23 protein-coding genes and 1 other RNA gene are annotated in these 22,231 nt (G+C 52.6%); 15 read left to right on the forward strand and 9 right to left on the reverse strand.

Annotated elements, in window-relative coordinates; all coding sequences use genetic code 11:
* Positions 1–13: 13 nt before the first annotated feature.
* The 3 genes from NST26_RS10880 to NST26_RS10890 form a co-directional block, all read right to left on the reverse strand.
* Entirely contained in the window at positions 14–1,243 is a 1,230-nt protein-coding gene (locus tag NST26_RS10880; RefSeq protein WP_339255364.1) for a putative glycoside hydrolase, read from the reverse strand.
* A gap of 241 nt (positions 1,244–1,484) precedes the next feature.
* Positions 1,485–1,673: a hypothetical protein gene (locus tag NST26_RS10885; protein WP_171718441.1), complete on the reverse strand. Its 189-nt coding sequence runs from the start codon at positions 1,671–1,673 to the stop codon at positions 1,485–1,487.
* A gap of 175 nt (positions 1,674–1,848) precedes the next feature.
* Entirely contained in the window at positions 1,849–2,676 is an 828-nt protein-coding gene (locus NST26_RS10890; RefSeq protein WP_036725214.1) for a YitT family protein, read from the reverse strand.
* 326 nt (positions 2,677–3,002) lie between these two features.
* Here NST26_RS10890 and NST26_RS10895 point away from each other — a divergent pair, with 326 nt between their 5' ends.
* Complete coding sequence (locus NST26_RS10895) at positions 3,003–4,670, forward strand: DEAD/DEAH box helicase (protein ID WP_036725212.1); 1,668 nt, start codon at positions 3,003–3,005, stop codon at positions 4,668–4,670.
* Positions 4,671–4,745: 75 nt separating this feature from the next.
* On the opposite strand, the gene NST26_RS10900 is transcribed toward NST26_RS10895, so the two are convergent.
* Positions 4,746–4,841, reverse strand: coding sequence for a hypothetical protein (locus NST26_RS10900; protein WP_036702210.1), 96 nt, complete (start codon positions 4,839–4,841; stop codon positions 4,746–4,748).
* A gap of 179 nt (positions 4,842–5,020) precedes the next feature.
* Here NST26_RS10900 and NST26_RS10905 point away from each other — a divergent pair, with 179 nt between their 5' ends.
* The 3 genes from NST26_RS10905 to NST26_RS10915 all read left to right on the forward strand — a co-directional run bounded on the left by NST26_RS10905 (position 5,021) and on the right by NST26_RS10915 (position 6,704).
* Positions 5,021–5,869, forward strand: a complete 849-nt coding sequence (locus NST26_RS10905; RefSeq protein ID WP_339255366.1) for a YesL family protein — start codon at positions 5,021–5,023, stop codon at positions 5,867–5,869.
* Between the two features lie 104 nt (positions 5,870–5,973).
* Positions 5,974–6,165, forward strand: a non-coding RNA gene (ssrS, locus tag NST26_RS10910) — 6S RNA.
* Between the two features lie 149 nt (positions 6,166–6,314).
* Positions 6,315–6,704, forward strand: coding sequence for a DUF1499 domain-containing protein (locus NST26_RS10915; protein ID WP_036725209.1), 390 nt, complete (start codon positions 6,315–6,317; stop codon positions 6,702–6,704).
* Positions 6,705–6,899: 195 nt separating this feature from the next.
* Here the strand turns inward: NST26_RS10915 and tpx are convergent, their stop codons facing one another.
* Entirely contained in the window at positions 6,900–7,418 is a 519-nt protein-coding gene (tpx, locus tag NST26_RS10920) for a thiol peroxidase (protein ID WP_076078429.1), read from the reverse strand.
* Between the two features lie 112 nt (positions 7,419–7,530).
* Between tpx and NST26_RS10925 the strand changes: the two genes are divergently transcribed.
* Together NST26_RS10925 and NST26_RS10930 are read left to right on the forward strand one after the other, a co-directional pair.
* Entirely contained in the window at positions 7,531–8,157 is a 627-nt protein-coding gene (locus tag NST26_RS10925) for a rhomboid family intramembrane serine protease (protein ID WP_340954173.1), read from the forward strand.
* A gap of 14 nt (positions 8,158–8,171) precedes the next feature.
* Positions 8,172–9,089 carry a LysR family transcriptional regulator gene (locus NST26_RS10930; protein ID WP_209874261.1) on the forward strand — a complete coding sequence of 306 codons (918 nt, stop codon included), beginning with the start codon at positions 8,172–8,174 and terminating at the stop codon, positions 9,087–9,089.
* A 35-nt stretch (positions 9,090–9,124) separates the two neighbouring features.
* On the opposite strand, the gene NST26_RS10935 is transcribed toward NST26_RS10930, so the two are convergent.
* Together NST26_RS10935 and NST26_RS10940 are read right to left on the reverse strand one after the other, a co-directional pair.
* Positions 9,125–9,802 carry a zinc metallopeptidase gene (locus tag NST26_RS10935; RefSeq protein WP_425355115.1) on the reverse strand — a complete coding sequence of 226 codons (678 nt, stop codon included), beginning with the start codon at positions 9,800–9,802 and terminating at the stop codon, positions 9,125–9,127.
* Between the two features lie 34 nt (positions 9,803–9,836).
* Positions 9,837–10,268, reverse strand: a complete 432-nt coding sequence (locus NST26_RS10940; protein ID WP_036725200.1) for a MerR family transcriptional regulator — start codon at positions 10,266–10,268, stop codon at positions 9,837–9,839.
* 562 nt (positions 10,269–10,830) lie between these two features.
* Here NST26_RS10940 and NST26_RS10945 point away from each other — a divergent pair.
* From NST26_RS10945 to NST26_RS10960, 4 genes are all read left to right on the forward strand, one after another.
* A complete protein-coding gene (locus tag NST26_RS10945; protein WP_036725199.1) occupies positions 10,831–12,225 on the forward strand; it encodes an ammonium transporter in 1,395 nt (464 codons plus the stop codon).
* Positions 12,226–12,264: 39 nt separating this feature from the next.
* Positions 12,265–13,338, forward strand: coding sequence for a DUF294 nucleotidyltransferase-like domain-containing protein (locus tag NST26_RS10950; RefSeq protein ID WP_245368266.1), 1,074 nt, complete (start codon positions 12,265–12,267; stop codon positions 13,336–13,338).
* Complete coding sequence (locus tag NST26_RS10955) at positions 13,335–14,084, forward strand: exonuclease domain-containing protein (protein WP_209874255.1); 750 nt, start codon at positions 13,335–13,337, stop codon at positions 14,082–14,084. The genes NST26_RS10950 and NST26_RS10955 overlap by 4 nt, the downstream gene beginning before the upstream one ends.
* Before the next feature lie 372 nt (positions 14,085–14,456).
* Positions 14,457–15,017 (forward strand): TlpA family protein disulfide reductase, encoded by a 561-nt coding sequence (locus NST26_RS10960; protein WP_340954169.1) that lies wholly within the window; start codon positions 14,457–14,459, stop codon positions 15,015–15,017.
* Between the two features lie 95 nt (positions 15,018–15,112).
* Here the strand turns inward: NST26_RS10960 and cimA are convergent, their stop codons facing one another.
* A complete protein-coding gene (gene cimA / locus NST26_RS10965; RefSeq protein WP_340954166.1) occupies positions 15,113–16,732 on the reverse strand; it encodes a citramalate synthase in 1,620 nt (539 codons plus the stop codon).
* Between the two features lie 196 nt (positions 16,733–16,928).
* Between cimA and NST26_RS10970 the strand changes: the two genes are divergently transcribed.
* The 3 genes from NST26_RS10970 to NST26_RS10980 all read left to right on the forward strand — a co-directional run bounded on the left by NST26_RS10970 (position 16,929) and on the right by NST26_RS10980 (position 20,189).
* Entirely contained in the window at positions 16,929–18,221 is a 1,293-nt protein-coding gene (locus NST26_RS10970) for a DNA polymerase IV (RefSeq protein ID WP_340954164.1), read from the forward strand.
* A gap of 160 nt (positions 18,222–18,381) precedes the next feature.
* Positions 18,382–18,624 carry a ferredoxin gene (locus NST26_RS10975; protein ID WP_036702186.1) on the forward strand — a complete coding sequence of 81 codons (243 nt, stop codon included), beginning with the start codon at positions 18,382–18,384 and terminating at the stop codon, positions 18,622–18,624.
* A 137-nt stretch (positions 18,625–18,761) separates the two neighbouring features.
* On the forward strand, positions 18,762–20,189 hold the full coding sequence (locus NST26_RS10980; RefSeq protein WP_340954161.1) for a L,D-transpeptidase family protein: 1,428 nt from the start codon (positions 18,762–18,764) through the stop codon (positions 20,187–20,189).
* Here NST26_RS10980 and NST26_RS10985 read toward each other — a convergent pair.
* A complete protein-coding gene (locus tag NST26_RS10985; protein WP_200869536.1) occupies positions 20,186–20,323 on the reverse strand; it encodes a hypothetical protein in 138 nt (45 codons plus the stop codon). The genes NST26_RS10980 and NST26_RS10985 overlap by 4 nt on opposite strands.
* A 155-nt stretch (positions 20,324–20,478) precedes the next feature.
* On the opposite strand from NST26_RS10985, the gene NST26_RS10990 reads away from it, so the two are divergent.
* Positions 20,479–20,973, forward strand: coding sequence for a hypothetical protein (locus NST26_RS10990; RefSeq protein ID WP_340954159.1), 495 nt, complete (start codon positions 20,479–20,481; stop codon positions 20,971–20,973).
* Positions 20,974–21,128: 155 nt separating this feature from the next.
* Positions 21,129–22,223, forward strand: coding sequence for a quinone-dependent dihydroorotate dehydrogenase (locus tag NST26_RS10995; protein ID WP_340954157.1), 1,095 nt, complete (start codon positions 21,129–21,131; stop codon positions 22,221–22,223).
* Positions 22,224–22,231 lie beyond the last annotated feature (8 nt).

Below are 22,231 nucleotides of genomic sequence, written 5' to 3' on the forward strand. Positions count from 1 at the left end.
AATTGCAGAAAGCTTATTGGTCATACTTCACATCGGCGGTGTAGCGGTTGTTGGCATTCCATAGCAGGAATTCGTCAATATTCTGATCCTTCAAGGCACGGATCTGATCTTCGACCTGCTTCTTGCCGTATTTGACATAATGCCCGCTGCCCAGCCAGCTGGCGGTGAAATCCTGAATCCATGGGCGGATGACCGGCTTGTAGCTGCCTAGCGGATTGAGCTTCTTGTGTGTATCGACCATTGAGCCCTTAATGGTAGCATAAGGGTCTTTGTCCGGGTCCTTCACATCGAACCAGCCGGTGGAGTAATGGCTCGGATAGACCATCGGGCTGATAACATCGACATTCTTGGAGATCTTCACGAAGTCCTGTCCGATGCCTTCTGCGGCAGGTACCGAGGCGGCATATCCGAAGATATCTACAGAGATCCGAACTCCCAGCGGAGCGAGCTCAGCTTTGGCATACTTGACAAAGTCGGCGATGATTTCCACGCGCGGTCTGTCACTCTTCGTGTATTTCAGAGTGTCCGCACGCTTCTCGAAGCCTTCAGGGAAGCGTACATAGTCAAACTGGATTTCCTTGAACCCGAGCTTAACGGCCTCCTTGGCAATATCTACGTTATACTTCCACACAGTTTCATTATAAGGATTGACGAAGCTGTCTCCGCCTTTGTTGGCCCAGACAGAGCCGTCTTTGTTCACGAAGGATAATTCCTTGTTCTTTTTGGCGAGCACAGAATCCTTGAATACTACGATACGCGCAATCGGGTAGACATCATGCTCCTTCAGGCGGGTCATCAGCTTGTTGATATCACCTATGAACGGTTGTGGATGTCCCATTTGCTGAAGTTCAGCATTGTCCGTTTTGTAGGTGATGTATCCGGCATCATCTTTAATATCGATAACCATGGAGTTGAGCTCAGTCTTGTCCAGCAGGGCAAGCAGGGTCTCCATCCGTGCACCCCCGGCACTGTAGGCAGTCACGTATATCCCTTTAACCTTGGGAGCATCCGGCTGCGGATCGGCAAGAAGTGCTGTCTCCGGCGATGCGCTTGGTGAAGGTGCAGGAGAGGCAGTGCCGCCTCCGTTCGGTGATGCTGCTGCGTCCGGATTGGTGGTGTGTTCTGCGACGATGGGGGGATTCATGGCGCTCTGCAGGGCTGCTGCCACATCGGCTTCATGTCCTTGATTCGGAACACCTACGCCTCCCAGGGCCATCATCAGTAAAGCCCAGGTGATATTCATTTCTTATTCGCTCCCTTTATGTACATTCCTTATAAAGTATAAGGTAACGGATGCACCCAAAAAGAACAGACTTGTAACAATACCCGTAATTTTTTGAGGTCATATTTCCGCTCTTGTTGTTTATAAACGGGATGTACAGATTTTGAACCGCTGATTATAAAAGTAAATGCCGCCCCGGACTGGCACGAAGGCCAATGACCAGGGCGGCAACTATTACAACTTGCTCTTTAGGGCAGCTTGCTTAATGAAGATACGCAGAATTCTGATGCTCGCAAATGCTGTAATGGATGATATCCATGGCATCTGCCGGTTCCAGAATACTCAGACCGTCACGCAGTACGATTACAGAATTGAGTTCGTCCTGCTTCAGGAACGGTATCATATCCGGATACCACCTCATGACGATTGCTGACAGTTTTACCGTTTCCATTTCCACAAAAATCACCCTTTCCTTTTTCGAATCGAACTGAATCAGAATTCAGGGTCCACCCGGAAAAACGAAGTGCCTGGAAAAAAGAGGGTAAATCACAATCTTCATGAAATTGTTAAGGTCCTGCGTAGCTATAATATAACATAATTTGAACGGATAAGCATTTTCTTATGAATTACCGTTTGCGGAAAGAGCCCATCACACCGACAGTCTCAACGATATTTACAAAAGCCTGCGGGTCGCTTGTTTTAATAATACGTTTCAGTTCTGCAAGCTCATACCGTGTGGTCACTGTCATTAGCATGTCCCGTTCTACATGAGAATAAGCACCTTCTGTCTTAAATTTTGTAACGCCGCGCTGAAGGCCCAGCAATTGCTGCAGCAGCTCGTCAGTCCGGTTGGTGATAATGTACACGGTAACTTTGATGTGGCTGATATGAATCAGGTCGACCACCTTGCCGGTGACGTAAATGGAGACCATCGAAGCCAGCGCCAGATTCCAGTTGTCGTCAAAATAAGCCGCAGCAAGAATGACGAGACCATTGAGACCGACCAGCACACTGCCTACCGGGAAATCCCGGTACCGTGTTATAATGGAGCCCAGAATATCGAAGCCGCCTGAGGAGCCTCCTACACGGAAGGAGATGCCCGCACCGGCACCCACAAGCACCCCGCCGAAAACAGAGGCAAGCAGCATATCCGAGGATACTTGAAAGACCGGTACCACCGTCATCAGCCAGGTGGTAGCACCTACAGAGACCATGCTGAGAATAATAAACCGGCGGCCCAGCTGGAACCATCCTGTAGCAAGCAGCGGGATATTGAAGAGTAAATAGAGTAAGCTGATGTTAAAAGGAGTGAAATAACCGGCCAGCATGGCGAGGCCGGATACGCCTCCGCTGAGCAGTCTGTGGGGGATCAGGAACAGATTAAAGCCGCTTGCGATCATCGCTGAACCGAAGAGGACGGCAAGAAAGCTCCCGAATAATCTTAGTTTAACCAAGCAAATTCACCTCTGAGTGTAGTGTGAGTGTCATGTAAGTAATGAAAGTAAGGAATACACTGGTATTCCTGATTGGGTTTGTGATATAATGTATAGGATATTCTTGAGTAGGACGTTACAATGGTATTTTTGCATTGCTTAGAATGCGAAGCTACAATTGTCAGGTGTATGTAGTGGCCTGATCATAGGACAGTTGTTTGTCCCAATACGCGCTAAACCATGCAGAAAATCCGGCATGATTGGACAGCCTATAAATGTGTTTACCGCTACTTAAGAATACAGACAAGCATGTGGAATGTCCACTGTATAGAAGGAGCATGAATAATTTGAAAACATTCGCAGAATTCGGCTTGGAGCCAAAAGTACTTCAAGCAATCACAGAGCTAGGATTTGAGGAAGCAACACCAATCCAGGAGCAGGCTATCCCGCTTGCTATGGCCGGATCGGATCTTATCGGACAGGCACAGACGGGTACAGGTAAGACCGCAGCCTTCGGGATTCCCCTCATCTCCAAGATCGCAAGAGAAGAAGAGAAGATTCTGGCACTGGTAATGACGCCAACACGTGAGCTGGCCATCCAGGTCGCTGAAGAAATCGGTAAGTTGACCCGCTTCAAAGGACTTCGTTCACTGGCTATCTACGGCGGGCAGGATATCGGCCGCCAGATCCGCGGACTGAAGAGAAAACCACAGATTATTATTGGTACACCAGGACGCCTCCTGGACCATATCAACCGCAAGACCATCCGCCTGGATGATGTTCAGACGATCGTACTGGATGAAGCCGATGAAATGCTAGATATGGGCTTCATGGAGGATATCCAGACCATCCTCAAGCTCGTTCCTGAAGAACGTCAGACCATGCTCTTCTCGGCTACTATGCCTCCTAACATTCAACGCCTTGCCCAGCAGTTCTTGAAGAACCCGCAGCATGTATCCGTAATTCCTAAACAGATTAGCGCACCGCTTATCGACCAGGCTTATGTTGAAGTGCCTGAACGCCAGAAATTCGAAGCGCTTAGCCGCTTGATTGACATGGAATCGCCAGATCTGGCAATTGTATTCGGCCGCACGAAGCGCCGGGTAGACGAGCTTGCAGAAGGCTTGCAGAAGCGCGGATATTCCGCTGACGGCCTGCATGGCGACTTGTCGCAGAACCAGCGGGATGCTGTAATGCGCAAATTCCGCGACGGCAGCATTGATGTACTGGTTGCTACAGACGTAGCTGCACGCGGCCTGGACGTATCCGGCGTAACGCATGTAATCAACTTCGACCTTCCGCAGGACCCGGAGAGCTATGTACACCGTATCGGCCGTACAGGCCGCGCCGGCAAAGAAGGAACAGCCTGGTCCTTCGTAACTCCGCGCGAAATGGATCACCTGCACCTGATCGAACGCGTGACCCGTCACCGCATTACCCGCAAACCGCTTCCTACGATGGCCGAGGCTATTGAAGGCAAACAACGCATTACAGCAGAACGTCTGCTTGCAATGGTTGAGGTTGGCGAACTGAACGAATACAAAGGCATTGCCATTCAATTGCTGGAGCAATATGATTCTGTACAGTTGCTGTCCGCAGCTATGAAGCTTCTTACCGGCGATAACAAGGATGCGCAAATTGAGTTGACTCCTGAAGATCCGATCCGTGCCAAGCGCCGCGGCGGCAAGAACGACATCCGCAGCGGGCGTAAGCCTAACGGCGGCTATGGCGGCAACCGTTCCGGTTCCGGTTCTAGCTCTGGTGGCGGCTATCGCGGCAACCGAGACAATGCAAGCGGCGGCGGCTATCGCGGAAATCGTGACAATGCCAGCAGCGGCGGAAGCACCCGTGGCGGCTACAGCAGCGGCTATGGCGGCAACAGCGGAAGCGGCAGCAGCTACGGCGGCGGCTACAAAGGCAACCGTGATGGAGCGAGCCGTAACACAGACGGAAGACCTTCCTCGCGTCCGAGCAGCACAAGCACCCGCCCGGCCAAGCAGGATTTTGACGCTTAAGCTATAACAGAACACCTTGAAGAAGACGAGCAACCGTTACCGGTTCCCGTCTTCTTTTTTTTGCTGTGGATTCACTTAGATGAAGGTACGGCTGATGATGACCAGCAGGATGAAGAGCACGAGAATTGTTCCGGTGGAAGTCCAGGGATTGCAGCAGCCAGGTGCGGACATGAGGTCAACCTCCTTTGAGCATGGGGGATTTGTTGTGGTTACAATGTAATATATGGACGTATTGCGGAGCTTGCTTAGACACTTACCTAGAACTTGTAAACTTGGGCGCTGGAAAAGTCCTGTACAAACAGGTATAGTTAAGATACGCAGTATGCACAAGATAGACAGGAGGAAGGGAATTGGAGTTTAAAGGAGCAATGGGCGGTATATACCGCATCACGGAATGGATCTCACGCATCGCCTTCAGCAATATTTTATGGGCATTGTGTTCGATACCGTTTCTGTTCGCAGGAATTATGAAGATCCTCATGCTGGGTTCAGGAGCAGGCGGACCGAATGAGCAGATTATGCTGAACTGGGTACTTGGTGTATTCGCGCCATTCACTGTATTTCCGGCTACGTCGGCGTTATTTACAGTGGTGCGCAAATGGGTAATGGGCAATACCGATGTAAGTACATTCCGCACTTTTTTTCAGGGATACAAAGAGAATTATCTGAAAAGCATGCTGGGAGGGCTTATCTACACCCTGCTGTTTGTCGTGATGTACGTTGATGTGACCGTATACATGACGCAAATGCCGAATTTCAAGATTGTCGGTATCTTGATGCTGGTGCTGATGATTATTTTGTTCGTATCGATGTTTAACTTCTTCTCCATCGTGGTTCACTACCAGATGACGTTCAAGGAAGTGGTAACCAATTCGATTCTGCTCACGATCGCCCGGCCGATCCGTGTGTTCTCGACGTTGATTGGTTCAGGCGTTCTTCTTTATATAGGTCTGCGGTATCCGGTGCTCTATGTGCTGTGTATTCCTACGCTGATTGCTATGCTCGCCTTCTTTAATTTCTTCGCTACATACAATAAGCTGCAACTACAAGTGGAGAAGAAGAAGCTGGCTGAAGAACAGGCTGCGCTGGAAGCAGCTGAGAATGAAGGTCTGCCGGCCGATGATGATGACGATGATGACGAAGACGAGGATGAAGACGACAGAGATAAGGACACCGGTAAGGATTTTAAGCGGACTTAACATTTCCGTGATCATCCGGGCAGTAATGTCAACGGAAAATGATCCCGGCGTTAAATAAAGCGCATACAGGTTTACTTTTTCGTCAAAACGCACTATAATGTTTATAAATCCTGCGATGTACGTTATGGTTGCTCGTTGTTTTGAACCAATGATAATGTCTTGGGAGATCTACATGAAGCGCGGCTGAACAGCCCTGTCTATATGACCTGGGGAATTCAAAAACGACTTCTGCGGTCACCCACCTGCTCTAGCAGGTTCAGAAGACACTGCAGCCGGACGGCATAGGCGGGTTTTCTAATGGAATTGACAAGGCATCCTGTTACCTGCTCACTAGCGGGTAGAGGGTGCCTTTTTCAAGGTTAAAGTGAGCAATGCCCTTTTGTTCCGCGGACAAGAGTGTTACACTTAGGGTAGTGAACTTGGGATTTGAAGAGGGGGAAGAATTTTGTCGTTGAAAAGAACCTTGGTCGGTTTATTTCGCAGTCATGACGGAACAAGCGACCGTGCCAAAGATCCGGCATTGAAAACGCGTTATTACAATCTTTCAAGAGACAAGGCGTGGGATGAAGTATCCGCAACGCTGAAGAAAATTCCTGGTTATAAGGTCTTGCATGAAGTGCAGTCTGTAGGGGAGATTACCCTGGAGAAAAGAACGGCGTTAGGCCGCTCGCTGGATATTACCGTATCTGTGTTAAGCACCACGCCCGTACGCTGTGCCGTAGATATATATTCAGCATCCAGAGGGTCGCTTGGCGATCTGGGTGCCAATTACCGTGTCATTCAGCGTTTGTACCAGTCTCTGGATAAGAAGCTGGGCAAATATAAGGTGGATTAAGGACAGCATTCGGGCATGTATTGCCGGGATTGTATGCGGTTTCCGGGAGTGGGACAGTCTGTTCCGGGCACGGCTATTCCTTATTGATCATCATACGCAAAAAGCGGAGAAGGATGACCTTCTGCCGCTTTTTTTCAAAAATGTACATTTATAGTCTTGGATGCTGTATAACATATCAGTGCTGTCCGTTTAAGCCTAGAGCAGAGCTTTAACTGCGGAAATCGCCGCTTCGTAGTCCGGGTGCTCAGCCATTTCACCGAGATACTCGACATAAGCCAAAGTGTCGTTCTTGTCTACAACGAAGATGGAGCGCATGTCGAGGCGGAATTCTTTGATCAGGACGCCATAGGCTTGTCCGAAGGAAGTCTCTTTGTGGTCGGACAGGGTGATTACACTGTCGATGCCTGCGGCGCCGCACCAGCGGGCCTGGGCGAAAGGAAGATCTGTGCTGATGGTGAGAATGACTACATCATCGCCAAGACCGGCAGCCTCACTGTTGAAGCGGCGGGTCTGCGCATCGCACACACCGGTATCCAGGGAAGGTACAACGCTGATCAGCTTGATTTTTCCAGCGTATTCTGTAAGTGTAACATCTTCCAGGAGATTCTTGCTTACCGTGAATTGCGGCGCGGAATCTCCGGCTTTCAGCTGCGGGCCTACCAGAGTAATGGGGTTGCCCTTAAAAGTGGCTACGCCTGTTCTTTCTTGCGTCATGTCCTTGTTTCCTCCTTGAATTGCATTATTGGCATGTACCTGCCAGAATAAATTATAATCTTTTTAGAAGCTGGATGTCGAGCTGGACAACATACATAAAAGGATGGATGTTATGATTTTTATAAGGTATGAGAAGTGGAGAAGCTATCTCCGGTATTATCCTGTAACCTGTGCGCTGATTCTGGCCAATGTGGTTATGTTCATCGTGCTGTCCCTGAATGGCGGCTCCACCAACCTGTATACACTTGTGGAGTACGGGGCTACGGTCAATGTGGGTGCGGAAACGGATGAGTTGTGGCGCTGCGTGACGGCGATGTTCCTTCACAACGGCTTCGCTCATTTGTTCTTCAACACCTTCTCGCTGCTTGTGTTCGCCCCGCCGCTGGAGCGGTTGATGGGCTGGTGGCGTTATGCACTGCTGTATCTGGGCGGCGGCTTCATTGCTAATCTGCTGTGGGTTCTTATAAGCAGCCGAGGGAATGTGGAGATTGGAATTGTCTCTGTAGGGGCCTCGGGGGCGATCTACGCCGTCTATGGCGCATTCCTCTATATTGCGGTGTTCCAAAGGGCAATGATGGATGAGGGCTCGCGCAAGACGCTTTACGGACTTCTGGTGATGGGGATTATCGTATCCTTTGCCGCTCAAAATATCAACTATATAGCTCATATCGGCGGCCTGATCGCCGGATTCTTCATCTATGGGCTAATCATCCGTGTATTCAAACGAAAACGTCGATAAGGAAGGGTGTAATCGTGGAGCTTAGACAGCTGCAGTATTTTCTGAAGGTTGCCCAGAAGGAACATGTCACCAGAGCGGCGGAGGAGCTGCATGTCGCACAATCTGCGGTAAGCCGCCAGATTCATCAGCTGGAGCAGGAGCTGGGAGTGGATCTGTTCATGCAGAAGGGGAGGAATCTGCAGCTTACGCCTGTCGGGCAGCTCTTTTGCAAAAGAGTGGAGTCGGTCCTGAATGAACTCGACCGGTCGGTGGCGGAGGTGCATGAATTCCTTGACCCGGAGCGCGGCGAGATCCGCATCGGCTTCCCGCATAGCCTCGGGACCCATCTGATTCCTTCCATTGTGGCGGAGTTCCGCAGCCATTATCCCCATGTGAAATTCCGCTTCAAGCAGGGAGCCTATCCATCCTTAATCAAGGATGTTATCTCTGGAGAGGTGGATCTGGCATTCATCTCGCCGTTCCCGGAGAATGTAGGGCATGTGGCCGGAGATATCGTAATGACCGAGGAGCTGTTCGCCATTCTGCCGCAGAATCATCCGCTTGCAAGCAGGGAAGTGATCCGGCTGGAACAGCTGCGGGACGAGAAGTTCGTATTGTTCAGCCAAGGCTACTCGTTGCGGCCGATTGTGTGGCAGGCCTGCCTTGCGGCAGGGTTCAAGCCGCAGATTGCTTTTGAAGGCGGGGAGACCGATACAATCCGCGGTCTGGTAGCCGCCGGGATGGGGGTAAGCTTGCTGCCGGAGATGGCGCTCTACCAGACCAACCCGATGCAGCCTGCACAGGTCCGGGTGGTGGAGCCTACGATTACCAGAACCGTCGGGCTGATTCACCGGGCAGAAGGCAAGCTGCCGCTGGTCGCCCAGTCCTTCCGTAACTTTCTGCTTACCTATTTCAAAGACAGGCACACAGACAATACCCCGGTCGGCTCATAGCCTACCGGGGTATTGTCTGTGTAGTAATATAGATCTTAATCGCGGTTACCGAGGAACATCAGGATCAGGCGGATCAGCTCGATCAGAGATACCAGCGCTGCTGCCACATAGGTGAGCGCTGCGGCATTCAGGACCTTGGCTACGCCGCGCTCTTCATCATTACGGATGAAGCCCTGCTGTACCATAATCCGGCGCGCGCGGCTGCTGGCGTTAAATTCAACGGGCAGCGTGACGAGCTGGAAGGCTACTGCGGCAGAGAAGAAGATAATGCCGAGCCCGATAAGGTTGAACGAGCTGAAGATGAAGCCTGCAAGCAGCATGAAGGGAGCGACCCCGGAGGCGAAGTTCACGACCGGGAACATCCGGTGGCGCAGCGCCAGCATCGGATAATGCTCCTTGTGCTGAATCGCATGGCCGATCTCGTGACAAGCGACGGAGACCGCTGCGATGGAGCTTTCATAATATACAGGCTCCGACAGCCGTACAACGCGGTTAATCGGGTCGTAGTGGTCTGTAAGGGTTCCCTGAACCGGTTCAATGGGAACATCGTAGAGTCCGTTGGCATCCAGCATACGCCGGGCAGCTTCATAACCCGTTAAGCCATTCATGTTCGGCACCTTGGCCCATTTCTTGAAATTGCCCTTGACCCTGAACTGGGCCCATACAGAAAAGATAAAAGCGACAGCTAACAACAGATACATTAGTGGCATCATATGTGCTCATTCCTCCATTATAAATTACAAGCTGTTACATTGGCGGCCCTTGCGTCAGCAGAAGCCGGATCGCTTCCATACAGGCGACGCCCTGAGGAATCAGTGCTGCCAGTGCCCGGTTGGCCTGGCCAGGCTTCAAACCGCTTATCACGGGCTCCAGGGCCTTCACTTCCCGTTCTAGCTGCTGCATCTGAAGCTCAAGCTGGACCAGCTTGCCGGAGACCTCAGCCTCAGGTGTGGCTGCATTCCACTTGCCCATCAGGGATTTGATTTCTTCCAATGTATATTTCTCTTGCTTAAGCTGATTAATACGTTGAAGAACGACTAAGGTTTCATGACTGTAGAGCCGGTAATTCTTCATGCTCCTGGATTCCGGTGTAATCAGTCCAAGCTTCGTATAATAATCAATGGTACGTTCACTGATGCCGGCAGCCTTGGCCAGCTCTCCGATCCGGTAAAGGGTCATATCTCCAAGTTATCTCACCTCGCTATTTCCTGCGTAAAATAATCATATCAAATTGGAAACCGTACAGTCAAACGTGACGCTTACTTTAAAGTATATGCTGACTTTTCATAAAGATGCTGGGGAGGCAATCGAAGCGAGAATATTCCTTAGAGGAGAAGAATCCATGTAAAACATGACATGTCGTGTCATATACTTAAGCGCCCAGCTCAGCTGGTAATCATCAGGATCGCGGTGAGCGGGTGATACGGTATGGTGTGATCAAGGGATAATAAAAGGCATGTTTACTAATAGACATTAATAAAAATACAGTATGAAACTTAGGAAAAAGCTCTGTTGACTGTATGCGTTTGCATGATTGGTACGTAAGGAAGCGTGCTAATTGTGCCGGGTTACCGGTAATCGTGCTCGGGAATAGTCCTTAAGTGAAGAAAAGCGCAGCTTCCAAAATTAAATTAAAGCATTCAAAAAAATAGTCTTGTCAATTTACCTGACTTCTGATTATAATGACATTAAGAGTTTCACGCTTTGTTAGAAAATATAACATTGGGGAGTGGGGTACACTATGAAAAAAAAGATGTTGATGATGTTCCTGGGTATGATTACACTAATGATCTATCCGGTCAGCGCCTTCGCGGCTGAGGGTCCGGCAGCACCGGATCTGCAGATTGGACTCGACACTGCATTTACGTTCCTGGCATTTATCCTTGTATTCTTCATGCAATCAGGATTCGCATTACTTGAGGCGGGTTCGGTCCGGATGAAGAATGCCGGCCACGTGGCCGGTAAGACGGTACTGACACTGGCGATTGCCAGCTTGTGCTTCTGGGCACTGGGCTTTGGCCTTGGCTTCGGTAACGGCAACAGCTTCTTCGGAACTACAGGCTTCTTCTACGGTGGAGATTCCACAGCCTCCGCATTTGAATCCCTGGCCTTTTCCGATGTTACACTAAATACGAAATTCCTGTTCCAAATGGCATTTGCGGCAGTCTCCCTGGCGATTGTATCCGGCGGTATGGCTGAACGTGCTAAGCTTAGCGTATATATTATCTTCGGAATTCTCTTCTCGGTTGTGATTTATCCGGTTGTAGCTCACTGGGTATGGGGCGGCGGCTGGCTGGCAGAGCTGAGCATGCAGGATTATGCAGGCTCTACAGTAGTCCATCTTACAGGTGCAACAGCGGCTGTAGTGGCGACCATTCTCCTCAAGCCCCGTCTTGGCAAATTCAACAAAGAAGGCAAGCCGGTTATTATTCCGGGTCATAACCAGGTCTTCACTGTACTTGGTGTTATCATTCTCTGGTTCGGCTGGTTCGGCTTCAACCCCGGCAGCGCGTTGTCCCCTATGGGCGGATTCTTCGGACACGTAGCGCTGACTACGAACATTGCAGCGGCAGCAGGCGGTCTGGCAGCACTGGCAGCTTCCTGGCTGTACTTCGGCAAATCCGATATTCCGGCCATGCTTAACGGCGTACTGGCAGCTCTGGTTGCCATCACCGGTGCCTGTGCCTTTGTAGAGCCTTGGGCAGCCATCATTATCGGTCTCATTGCCGGTGCCTTTACTTTCATGACCTCGCAGTGGCTGGAACGTGCAGGATTGGATGATCCGATCTATGCTTTCTCTGTACATGGTATCGCCGGTATGTGGGGGGCGTTGTCTACAGGCCTCTTCGCAGCACCTGATCTGATTGAACAAGGCGCACTTGTAGGTAAAGCAGGTCTGTTCTACGGCGGCGGCTTCCATCAGCTCGGCGTGCAGGCACTGGGTGTAGTCGGAACCTTCGTGTTCGTAGCTGTGATGTCCTTCGTCATCCTGTATGTAATGAAGATGGTTATGGGTATCCGTGTAACGGAAGAAGAAGAATTGATGGGTCTGGATATCAGTGAGCATGGTACGTACGGTTATCCTGAGCAAATGAAGCTGATTAGTGAATCAGAATCCAAAACCCTCAAACACTAATATTTATACTCAGGCAGGGAGGCGGACCGAGTGGCTTCGATGGAGGCAGCAGATTGGAACGAAGAAGAAAGTTACTTGTCCATCGTAACAGCCGGTTCGCCGGAGGAGCTTAAGGCGAGGCGTACCGCTTGTCAACAAGTGCTGCTGGAGCAGCTGGGCGTGATTCCCGTTCAGGTATGGATGCACCGGGTCAATGCGATGCATGACCAGCTTGCCGGGACGGCGGTACGCATATGTGAGGCGCAGATGAAGGAGGCGGGCTACGGCCTGCCTCCCTGCGCCTATTCCTTTATTGTATTCGGCAGTGCGGGCCGGCAGGAGGCTACGCTGTGGAGCGATCAGGATAACGGCTTAATTGTAGAGGAAGCGCTGGAGGGTGAGCGGAAAAGGTATTTCGAAGCTTTTGGCAGCATGCTGTCGGATGTGCTTGAGGCGATTGGCTATGAGAAATGCGAGGGCAGGGTCATGTGCTCTGAGCCGCTCTGGCGGAAGTCACTGGCAGACTGGAAGCGCCAGCTGTCTGACTGGATGGAGCAGCTCGAATGGGAGCCTGTCCGGTACCTGATTATAGCTTCGGATATGCGCCATGTAGCGGGAAGTGAGGCACTGTCTGCGCAGTGGCGGGAAGCCTTGCATGCCGGATTCACAGATAACAGCAAATTGACGATGGCGGTACTGCGCAATACGGTGCGCCATAAAGCAACGCTGAATCTGCTGGGGCAGGTGCTCACGGAGCGGTTCGGTGATAATGCTGGCGGCTTCGATGTCAAATATGGTCTCTACATTCCGCTTGTCAATATTGTCAGGCATTTGTCGCTGCTGCACGGAATCGAAGCATCTTCGACACTGAAGCGGCTTGATGAGCTGGCTAAGCTGGAGCAGTATCAGCATCTGGAAGAGATCAGGCGCGCTTGTCTGACGGCGCTCAGGATGCGGGTGAACACGCCGTTTACAGTGACGGACGGCCTGCTCGTGAGCAGCGATTATTATGCCGAGAATGATCTGAAGAATAAGCAGCTCCGGGCGGAGCTGCGGGAAAGCCTGCTGCTGATCAGACGCCTGCATAAGGCGCTGCAGCGGCAGCTCCGGTCAGCGGAAAGGAGACAGCTATGAAGGAGCCGAGCAAGGGCGGAGGATTCTGGAATAATCTGCGGCAAGGCGGAATGCCCTCCGCCATCGCTTCCATGAGAGGCGGAGAATCGGCGCAGCAGACAGCCCAGCAAATGGCCTTTATCCGTTCTCTGATGCGTGAGAAACGGCGTCCCGAGGTGCTGCATACTCCGCTGTCTGAACTGGAGACGGTGATATTCGATCTGGAGACTACGGGCTTCTCCCACCAGGGCGGGGATGAGATTATGTCCATCGGGGCGATCCGGGTGGTCGGGGAAGAGATCAAGGCAGAGGAATGCTTCTATACACTGGTGAACTGCGGGGCAACGATTCCGGACAATATTACGAGACTGACCGGAATCTCAGCAGAGATGACCTCCTCTGCTCCGCCGCTGATGGACGGCTTGCATAACTTCATGTCCTTCGTCGGGCAGCGGGTACTGGTGGCGCACGGAAGTGCCCATGATAAGGCGTTCCTGAATGCCGCCCTATGGAAGACCTCCAAGGTCCAGTTAACCCACCGGGTGCTGGATACGATGATGCTGGCCCGCTGGCTGGAGCCGCACCGCAGCAATTATACGCTGGATGAGCTGCTGGCGATTCATGAGATTCCCATCGAGGGCCGCCATCATGCGCTGGAGGATGCCAAGATGACGGCGAAGCTGTGGGTAGCTTACATCCGCCAGATCTTACAAAAGAATCAGGTAGATACGTTAGGCGACTTATACGCCTATCTAAGCAGGACATGAGAGTTATTGGTAAGACTGGCCGGATTGCAGTGCAAAGCGGGGACTGATTAAGGTATATCTGGAAGGCGGCGGGTCAGGCGCTACGTTGCGTATCGGCCTTAGGCCAATACACATGCCACCCGCTGCGGCAGCGCCAGCAGCTGTTCGCAGGTCTCCTGCGGCAGCCGGGCAGCAGAAGCTTCCCCAGCCTCTGCTGTACGGAAGAGTCCGGTCTGAACAGCCGGGGGCTTCCCTGGCCGCTGTCAGCTTTACCCCTCTCTCTTCATGGGATTTCGTCTTTGACGGAATCCTCTTTTTTTATGATAACGTTTGAAACTGGAGCAAGTGGGGGTACAATAGAGAAAAATCCTCCATGTAAAGGATCTGAACTCTATGAAAGCAGTCCATAAACGGAATGTAACGATTCTGGCCTTGATTGTTTTTCTGGCCGTTCTTGCCATAGAACATAAATTGAAATCGGAGCCTAAGGCGGTTGCGGTCCTGCAGCGGACGGCGGAACCGGAGATTGGTGCATCTGCCGGACTCAAAGCGCCTCCTTTTACAGTGCAGGAAGGGGATAAGCAATATGGCGTCGATGGGGCAAGGGAGAAGCCGGTGATTCTTAACTTCTGGGCCTCCTGGTGCGATCCTTGCCGGCAGGAGGCTCCTGAACTGAATAAGCTGGCTATGAAATACAGCAAGGTGCTGGATGTATACGGCATTAACGTAACTAGCCAGGATTACAAGCCTAATGCGGAACGCTTCGTCAAGAAGTATATGCTGACCTTTCCGGTAATGTATGATCTAAAGGGCCAGATCTTCGACAAGTATAACGGGGCGGTGTTCCCGACCAATGTATTGATTGATAAGAACGGGGTCATCAGCGAGATTATTCTGGGGGTCCTGAGCGCAGAGGAACTGGAGAAAAAGATTATTGCGCTGACTGGCTCTTAGCACCGGCGATCAGCCGCATAGTGAAAAGCCCTCCTGCGCGGAGAAAGTTCCGCAGAGGAGGGCTTTTTGGAGTGCATAGAGCGAAGCCAAGGAGGTCAGTGATTCACCAGACCTCTCGGTTCATTGCTGGTCTGGATGCCCTGCTCCAGTGAGATCTGTCCCAGAAGGGCATATCGCATGGAATCGACCAGAGCCTCCCAGCTCGCTTCGATCACGTTGCTGGATACGCCTACTGTGCTCCAGGTGTCGCTATAATCCTTGGATTCAATCAGCACACGTACCTTCGCGGCAGTCTGATCCTGTTCATCCAGCACACGGACCTTATAGTCGGAGAGGTGCATATCTTTAAGCTGAGGGAAGTAGGTCTGCAGCGCCTTACGCAGCGCATTATCCAGCGCGTTGACCGGTCCGTTGCCTTCGGCGGCTGTGTACAGGCTCTCGCCGCCGACCTTCAGCTTGACGAAGGCCTCGGAGACGACAGGGCGGCCGGCGGTCTTCTCAACCAGCATCTTGAACGACTCGAAGGTGAACAGCTCATTCATCTCGCCGGTCGCTTCCCGGAGCAGCAATTCAAGCGAAGCATCTGCGCCTTCGAACTGATACCCCTGGTGTTCAAGATTCTTGATCTTGTCAATCACCTTGCGTGCCTGCTCGCTGCTTGGATCAAGGCTGAGTCCCATCTCCTGCGCCTTGGACAGCACATTGCTCTGTCCGGCAAGCTCAGAGACCAGAACACGCTGCTTATTGCCGACCAGCTCAGGGACGATATGCTCGTACGTGCGTGAATCGCGCAAAATGGCAGATACGTGGATGCCGCCCTTGTGGGCGAATGCGGCTGTGCCGACATAAGGCTGATTCACCGGCATATTCACATTGGCAACCTCGCTGATGAACCGGGCCGTATTGGTTAACTGCGGCAGGGAATCGCCAGGGATGCAGTGATAGCCCATCTTAAGCTGAAGTGTGGGAATGATGGAACACAGATTGGCATTGCCGCAGCGCTCGCCATAGCCGTTAATAGTCCCCTGAACCTGCCGGGCACCGGCACCGATTGCGCTCAGGGTGTTGGCAACCGCAAGCTCACAATCGTTGTGTGTATGAATACCGAGCGATGCTTCCGGGAGCAGCACGCCGATGCTTGTCACAATATCATGAATCTCCTGCGGCAGGGTGCCGCCGTTCGTATCGCACATCACCAGCCAGTCTGCTCCGGCCTCGCGGGCACGGGTGAGAACAGCAGCGGCGTATTCAGGGTTGTTCTTGAAGCCGTCGAAGAAATGCTCTGCATCGAAGATGACCTCAAGCCCCTTGCGCTTCAAATAAGAGATGGAGTCGAAGATCATGGCCAGATTCTCTTCCAGGGTGGTCTGCAGGGCAGTATGAACATGGAAATCCCACGATTTTCCTACCAGGGTAGCCGCCGGAACGCCTGCGGTAATCATCCGCTGCAGTCCCTCGTCCTGCTCGGTTACAGTGTTTTTGCGCCGGGTGCTGCCGAACGCGGTAATCTTGGCATTCAGATGAAGCTCCTGGACTCTTTTGAAAAATTCGATGTCCTTGTTGTTGCTTCCCGGATTGCCGCCTTCGATATAATGGACACCCAGATCGTCGAGTTTCCTGGCAATCTTCAGCTTGTCATCCGCCGACAGACTGATCCCCTCGCCTTGTGTTCCGTCGCGCAGGGTAGTATCGAAGATGGAGATAGACTTAGACATGAGTGTCCTCCTAAAAGTGTTATTAGCCTTCGCATAGGAAATTAATTTTTATATTATAGCATTTTTACGCGGGAAAGTAACAAAGAACTTTTCACCGCGCTGTCACAAGCGGCTCTCTTGGCAAGTTGACCTCCCGCCGGGGTAGAGGTATGCTGACAATAACAATGGAACCCCGAAAGATAAGAAGGTGGATGCCATGCAGAGTGTGGATCAATATTATCCGGCAAGCGGCAGGGTTATTCTACATGTGGACATGAATGCCTTCTACTGCTCTGTGCATGAGGCGGAAGATCCGGAGCAATATAAAGGCAAGGCGACAGCGGTGGCGGGCAGCGTGGAGGCTAGAAGGGGAATTATCGTCACCTGCTCCTACGCCGCGCGCAGGCTGGGCATCTCCACGGGAATGCAGGTGCAGAAGGCGCTGCGGATTTGTCCGTCTTTAATGCTTATTAATCCGGATTTTCATCTATACCGCAAGTACTCCAATGCATTCATGCAGATTGCCTACAGCTATACTCCGCTGCTCGAAGCCGTCTCTATAGACGAATGCTATCTCGATATCACCGGCTCCCGCCAATTCGGAACGCCGCCGGAGATTGCCGAGGCGCTGCAGCGGCGGATTATGGAGGAGCTGGGTCTGCCTTGCTCCATCGGGATTGCCCCCAACAAGCTGCTGGCGAAGATTGCTTCTGATCTGAAGAAGCCCAGCGGCATCTCCGTGCTGCGGCTGCGCGATGTACCGTCCGTGCTGTGGGACAAGCCGTGCAATGAGATGTTCGGCATTGGCGGCAAGACGGCCGAGAAGCTGCGCAAGCTGGGCATCTACAGCATCGGACAGCTGGCAGCCGCGGACGAGGCGATGCTGGTCGGCCATTTCGGTGTCATGGGCGCCTGGCTGAAGCGGGCGGGGAACGGGATTGATCACGGAATCGTCAATCCTGAGCGGGAGCAGAGCAAGTCCATCGGCCATACAACCACGCTGCCGCATGATGTGGTAGGGCTGGCTGAGGCGCGCCCGATTCTGCTGAACCTGAGCGATCAGGTTGCGCGGAGGCTGAGGAAGCAGGGGCTGGTTGCAGCGGGGGTACAGCTGACGATCCGCACGCCGGATATGAAGACGATCACCCGCTCCCGCCAGCTTGAGGCTCCCACCGAGAGCGCCGAGGACATTTATAAGGTAGCATGCGACCAGTTCGCGCGCCACTGGAAGGGCGACAAGCCGGTGCGGCTGCTGGGGGTAACGCTCCAAGGGCTGATGCCCAAAGAGGAGTCGGCTATTCAGCTGGACCTGTTCGACTACGAGCGGCAGCCGAAGAAGGAGTCGCTTAATAAGGCGATGGACATGCTGCGTAACAAGTTCGGCGAGAATGCGGTGCTGACCGCAGGGATGCTGAGCGACAGCCACTCGGCGCGGCTGCGTAACCATAAGGAGCGGGGCACCTCGCTGCAGAAGGACAATCTGGGCGGCGCAGACAAGGAGATAGAGTGAATTAAGGCCCGGGATCAGCTGCTTGGAGCATCCCTGAGAATGAGGCAATAATGTCAACACATTGAAAATTCATTGAAATTGTATCCTATTTATATTAATATGAGAAAAATAACAGGCTGCGACTGCAGGCTGTATAGTTAAGCGGGAGGCAGAGAAAAAAATGGCTAAGTACACTTGGGTCGAGAAGGACACATGCATCGCTTGTGGTGCTTGTGGCGCGACGGCCCCTGATATTTTTGATTATGATGACGAAGGTTTGGCAGAAGTGATCTATGAGAACGACGGCAACCACGGTAATGTTGTGATTCCGGACGACTTGTTCGATGACCTGCAGGATTCAGCTGACGGATGCCCTACAGATTCCATTAAGATTGCAGATGCACCTTTCAACAAAGAGGGCTAAGCTTCTGCCGTCTCCATAAAAGACATCTCAGGACCGCGATAAATGCGGCTTGAGGTGTCTTTTTTTGCATTCCCTGCCGATATACAATAGAAGGTACATACGAATACATAACCATACCACCAATAGTGGAGGCCAACATGAAGAATGCTCAGCATCTAAAAGCCTATGTACAGATGCATCCGGATAATAAGATGGCATGGTACTTGCTTGGTAAGGAATACTATAAGAACGGGCAGTATGGAAAAGCGAATTACTGCTATAATCAGGCCGGGGAAGTGTATGAGGCATTTGAACGCAGCAAGGTGCCCGCGGAAATGCTGCAGCAGTACGAGGAAGGGCTGCTGGAATCGGCCCGGGAACGGCAGACCGCGAGGCTCAGGAAGCGCCGGGTGCTGCTGGCTCTAATGCTGCTGCTGCTCATGCTTATTCCGGCTGCCGTCGCACCGGGGATTCTGCCGGACAGTAAGGGTGCAGCTGCCCCGGTCGAAGCGGTCTCAGCCGTGCTGCCGGAGACAGCCGCAGAGACGCAGGGAAGTCCGCAAGAACCGGCAAGTCTGGATTTCACGGCGGTAGCGGCGGATGCTGCTGCGGGGGGCGGGGGCCTGGCAGCCATCCTGAAGTCGGCGAAGACGCCTTCCGCCACCGCACTGCTCGGTATGAAGCGCTCGGGCAAATGGCTGCTGTGGAAGAAAGGGCTGCCGCTGGAGGCTACTCTTGCCAAGAGCGGAGAAGGGCGTATAGTCTATCAGTCCTATAATCCGGCAGCGTGCGCATGCCAGCCGCCGGATTCGGCGGAGCTTAAGCAGCAGGGGCTGGGCTGGCAGAAGCAGCAGGAGGAGCTGGCTGTGCTCTGGAGTGCGCTGCGTGCGTACAAGAGCAGCAAGGGAGCATATCCCGAAGCGGTGCAGGAATTAGTGAAGCCGTTCCCGGCGAACGTGCTGGGCGGCATCACCCCGCTGATGAAGGAAGCCTTCGCACCTCTGCGCAGAGCCGCACGGGGAGAGGCGCCGCTGTTCTCAGCATCACCGCAGCCGTCCGGCGGACAAGATGCAGGTATTCCGGGGCAAGAGCAGACGGGCGGCGGAGGTCCGGCGGAGGGGCCGGGGGAGAAGCTTTTTTTCAAAGAACCGCTTGCTATTATTGTAGATAAGCAAAACCACCGTCTGGCGGTCACCAGCGGCAATGTGATTTTACGGAATTATGCCGTAGGACTCGGCGGAGATAAGACCCCTGAAGGGGAGTTCTTCATTAAGGATAAGGTCGTGAACCCGAACGGGCGCGATAACGGGGAGTTCGGCAGCCGCGGTATGCAGCTCTCGGACAGTAATTATGCGATTCACGGGACGAATGAGCCGGATAGCATCGGCAAGGATGAGTCGCTGGGGTGTATCCGGATGAGCCGGAAGGATGTGGAGGAACTGTTCGCCATGGTGCCGATGGGCACGAAGGTTCAAATCAGTCAAGGGGTTTTGCCTGAGGAGCTTGTCGTACCGGAGGAACGTTTCCCTTCGGATTCGCCCCGTAATCAGACCAACCCCCATAAAGTGTACCATTGGCTGAACTAATTCCCGACAAAGACAAATAAAACGGCGATAAGCGCAATCAGCAGTACCAGGCTGGCGCTGATCCACAGAATGGCTTTGCGGTTGACTTCTTCTTTTTTTTGCTGGAGTGTGGGAGGTTTGCGTTTCGTTGACATTTGGTCACCCTTCTTTCTCTCTTATTCTGTGATAACCCTTACATGTGAGGATTGGCGGTGGTGCATGGAACTTGTACCCGCTCCTCTATTCTAGTCTGGATGAAAAGACAAGTCTAGCTGCAATCTCTTACGGTAGGGACTGGCTGGCCGAAGTCTTGGTCTATACAGAGGAATACCGGCTGGAGTATCATAAGGAAGGTTTTATGCTGGAGCGTGAAGAACACAAAAGCAGGAGTGATGCTGCCATGGCAAGCAGGTCCAAAAGCAAAATTCCGGTACTGCTCTACCGCTACACAGGTCCGCCGAGGAATATAGGGTTCACCTTTTCCCGGTATGATTTGAACATGGACGCGGGCGGGAATGCACCGGGAGAGATGCTGTTTATTTATGAAGGCGATTTCGAATATCTTAAGCCTGCGGTCAGCAGGGTCTTCCCTCTATCCGATCCGTTCACCGGGGAAGAGATGACATCGCTGGACCCGTGCTGGGAGAACCCGATTCCGAAGAGCCAGTGGGAGTCTATCTTGACTGAACTGGAGCAGCAGCCGGTTACAGACGCTGAACTGCAGGATTTCCTGAACCAGTTCATAAGCTGGGCAAGGAATCACCTGCGGACTGCGGACGGGATTGAAATTACGGGGAATCTGTGAGGATTGGCAGCGGCGTTAAGGAAGTACGGCAGGGCGGAGACAATCGCTGCGGCAAAAAACTTTTCTTTTCCCCCGGAAACGGATAAAATTAAGAAGAAACCTATAGATACGGGAGTCGTTATGTCAATTGTGGTTCCCTTAAAGGAGCGAGAACGGTGCTGTATCGACATTTTGGTAAACCAATTTTCTTTAAAATGGACCCGGAGACGGCACATCATCTCGTCATCGGCGGACTGAATAAAGCAGATCTGGTTCCCGGCGGGAGCGCGGCTATGCGCCTCATGTACGGGGTTCCTGAGACAGCTGACCTTGCGGTGGATCTGTTCGGGGTACATTTCCCGACCCCAGTGGGCTTAGCGGCAGGACTGGATAAGAATGCAGAAGCGGTAGGAGGGTTCTCTTCGATCGGCTTCGGATTTATGGAGGTAGGCACGGTAACTCCGGTAGGCCAGCCCGGCAATGACAGTCCCCGGCTGTTCCGGCTGCTGCCCGACAAGGCGCTCATTAACCGGATGGGCTTCAATAATGAAGGCGCGGAGGCCATGGCTGAACGCCTCAAGAAGCTGAAGAAGCGCAGAATTCCGGTGGCGGTCAATATCGGACGCAACAAGGCCACCCCGAATGAATTGGCACATGAGGATTACCGCAAGTGTATCCGTACGCTGTATCCGTACGGTGATTTTTTTGTGGTCAATATCAGCTCGCCGAATACCCCTGATCTCCGGAGTCTTCAGCATGGCAGCGAGCTCTCGAACCTGCTTAGCGAGGTTAAGGAAGAGATGGAGCTGCAGCGGGCGAAGACGGGCACCGCGAAGGGGCTGCTGGTCAAGATTGCTCCCGATGTCAGTGACGCTGAGCTGGAATATATGGTACATACCATCACGGAAGCCGGAATGGACGGTATCATTGCCACCAATACGACCCTCTCCCGTGAAGGGCTGCAGAGCGACAAAGCCGGTGAGACGGGCGGGCTGAGCGGCCAGCCGCTGCGCGAACGTTCTACAGAGATTATCCGCAGAATCTATAGCCAGACGGGCGGCAAGCTGCCGATTATCGGGTCGGGAGGGATTTTTACAGCCCAGGATGCTTACGATAAGATACGGGCAGGCGCCAGTCTGGTCGAAATTTATACAGCACTCATCTATGAAGGGCCGGAGGTTAACCGCAGAGTGCATGCCGGACTACGGCAGCTGCTGCGGCGGGACGGCTTCGAGAGGCTCCTTGATGCGGTAGGCGCTGATCATCACTGAAGGATGAA

Source organism: Paenibacillus sp. FSL R7-0128, from assembly GCF_038002245.1.
Lineage (GTDB): Bacteria > Bacillota > Bacilli > Paenibacillales > Paenibacillaceae > Paenibacillus_AQ > Paenibacillus_AQ silagei.

What these genes read in the sequence shown, in the direction of transcription:
- NST26_RS10900 (WP_036702210.1), bottom strand. Translation starts at nt 4,841, where the DNA reads ATGTCCGCACCTGGCTGCTGCAATCCCTGGACTTCCACCGGAACAATT.
- NST26_RS10985 (WP_200869536.1), bottom strand. Translation starts at nt 20,323, where the DNA reads ATGTCAACGAAACGCAAACCTCCCACACTCCAGCAAAAAAAAGAAGAA.
- NST26_RS10945 (WP_036725199.1), top strand. Translation starts at nt 10,831, where the DNA reads ATGAAAAAAAAGATGTTGATGATGTTCCTGGGTATGATTACACTAATG.
- NST26_RS10950 (WP_245368266.1), top strand. Translation starts at nt 12,265, where the DNA reads ATGGAGGCAGCAGATTGGAACGAAGAAGAAAGTTACTTGTCCATCGTA.
- NST26_RS10970 (WP_340954164.1), top strand. Translation starts at nt 16,929, where the DNA reads ATGCAGAGTGTGGATCAATATTATCCGGCAAGCGGCAGGGTTATTCTA.
- cimA (WP_340954166.1), bottom strand. Translation starts at nt 16,732, where the DNA reads ATGTCTAAGTCTATCTCCATCTTCGATACTACCCTGCGCGACGGAACA.
- NST26_RS10955 (WP_209874255.1), top strand. Translation starts at nt 13,335, where the DNA reads ATGAAGGAGCCGAGCAAGGGCGGAGGATTCTGGAATAATCTGCGGCAA.
- NST26_RS10960 (WP_340954169.1), top strand. Translation starts at nt 14,457, where the DNA reads ATGAAAGCAGTCCATAAACGGAATGTAACGATTCTGGCCTTGATTGTT.
- NST26_RS10935 (WP_425355115.1), bottom strand. Translation starts at nt 9,802, where the DNA reads ATGATGCCACTAATGTATCTGTTGTTAGCTGTCGCTTTTATCTTTTCT.
- NST26_RS10885 (WP_171718441.1), bottom strand. Translation starts at nt 1,673, where the DNA reads ATGGAAACGGTAAAACTGTCAGCAATCGTCATGAGGTGGTATCCGGAT.
- NST26_RS10980 (WP_340954161.1), top strand. Translation starts at nt 18,762, where the DNA reads ATGAAGAATGCTCAGCATCTAAAAGCCTATGTACAGATGCATCCGGAT.
- NST26_RS10975 (WP_036702186.1), top strand. Translation starts at nt 18,382, where the DNA reads ATGGCTAAGTACACTTGGGTCGAGAAGGACACATGCATCGCTTGTGGT.
- tpx (WP_076078429.1), bottom strand. Translation starts at nt 7,418, where the DNA reads ATGACGCAAGAAAGAACAGGCGTAGCCACTTTTAAGGGCAACCCCATT.
- NST26_RS10940 (WP_036725200.1), bottom strand. Translation starts at nt 10,268, where the DNA reads ATGACCCTTTACCGGATCGGAGAGCTGGCCAAGGCTGCCGGCATCAGT.
- NST26_RS10925 (WP_340954173.1), top strand. Translation starts at nt 7,531, where the DNA reads ATGATTTTTATAAGGTATGAGAAGTGGAGAAGCTATCTCCGGTATTAT.
- NST26_RS10880 (WP_339255364.1), bottom strand. Translation starts at nt 1,243, where the DNA reads ATGAATATCACCTGGGCTTTACTGATGATGGCCCTGGGAGGCGTAGGT.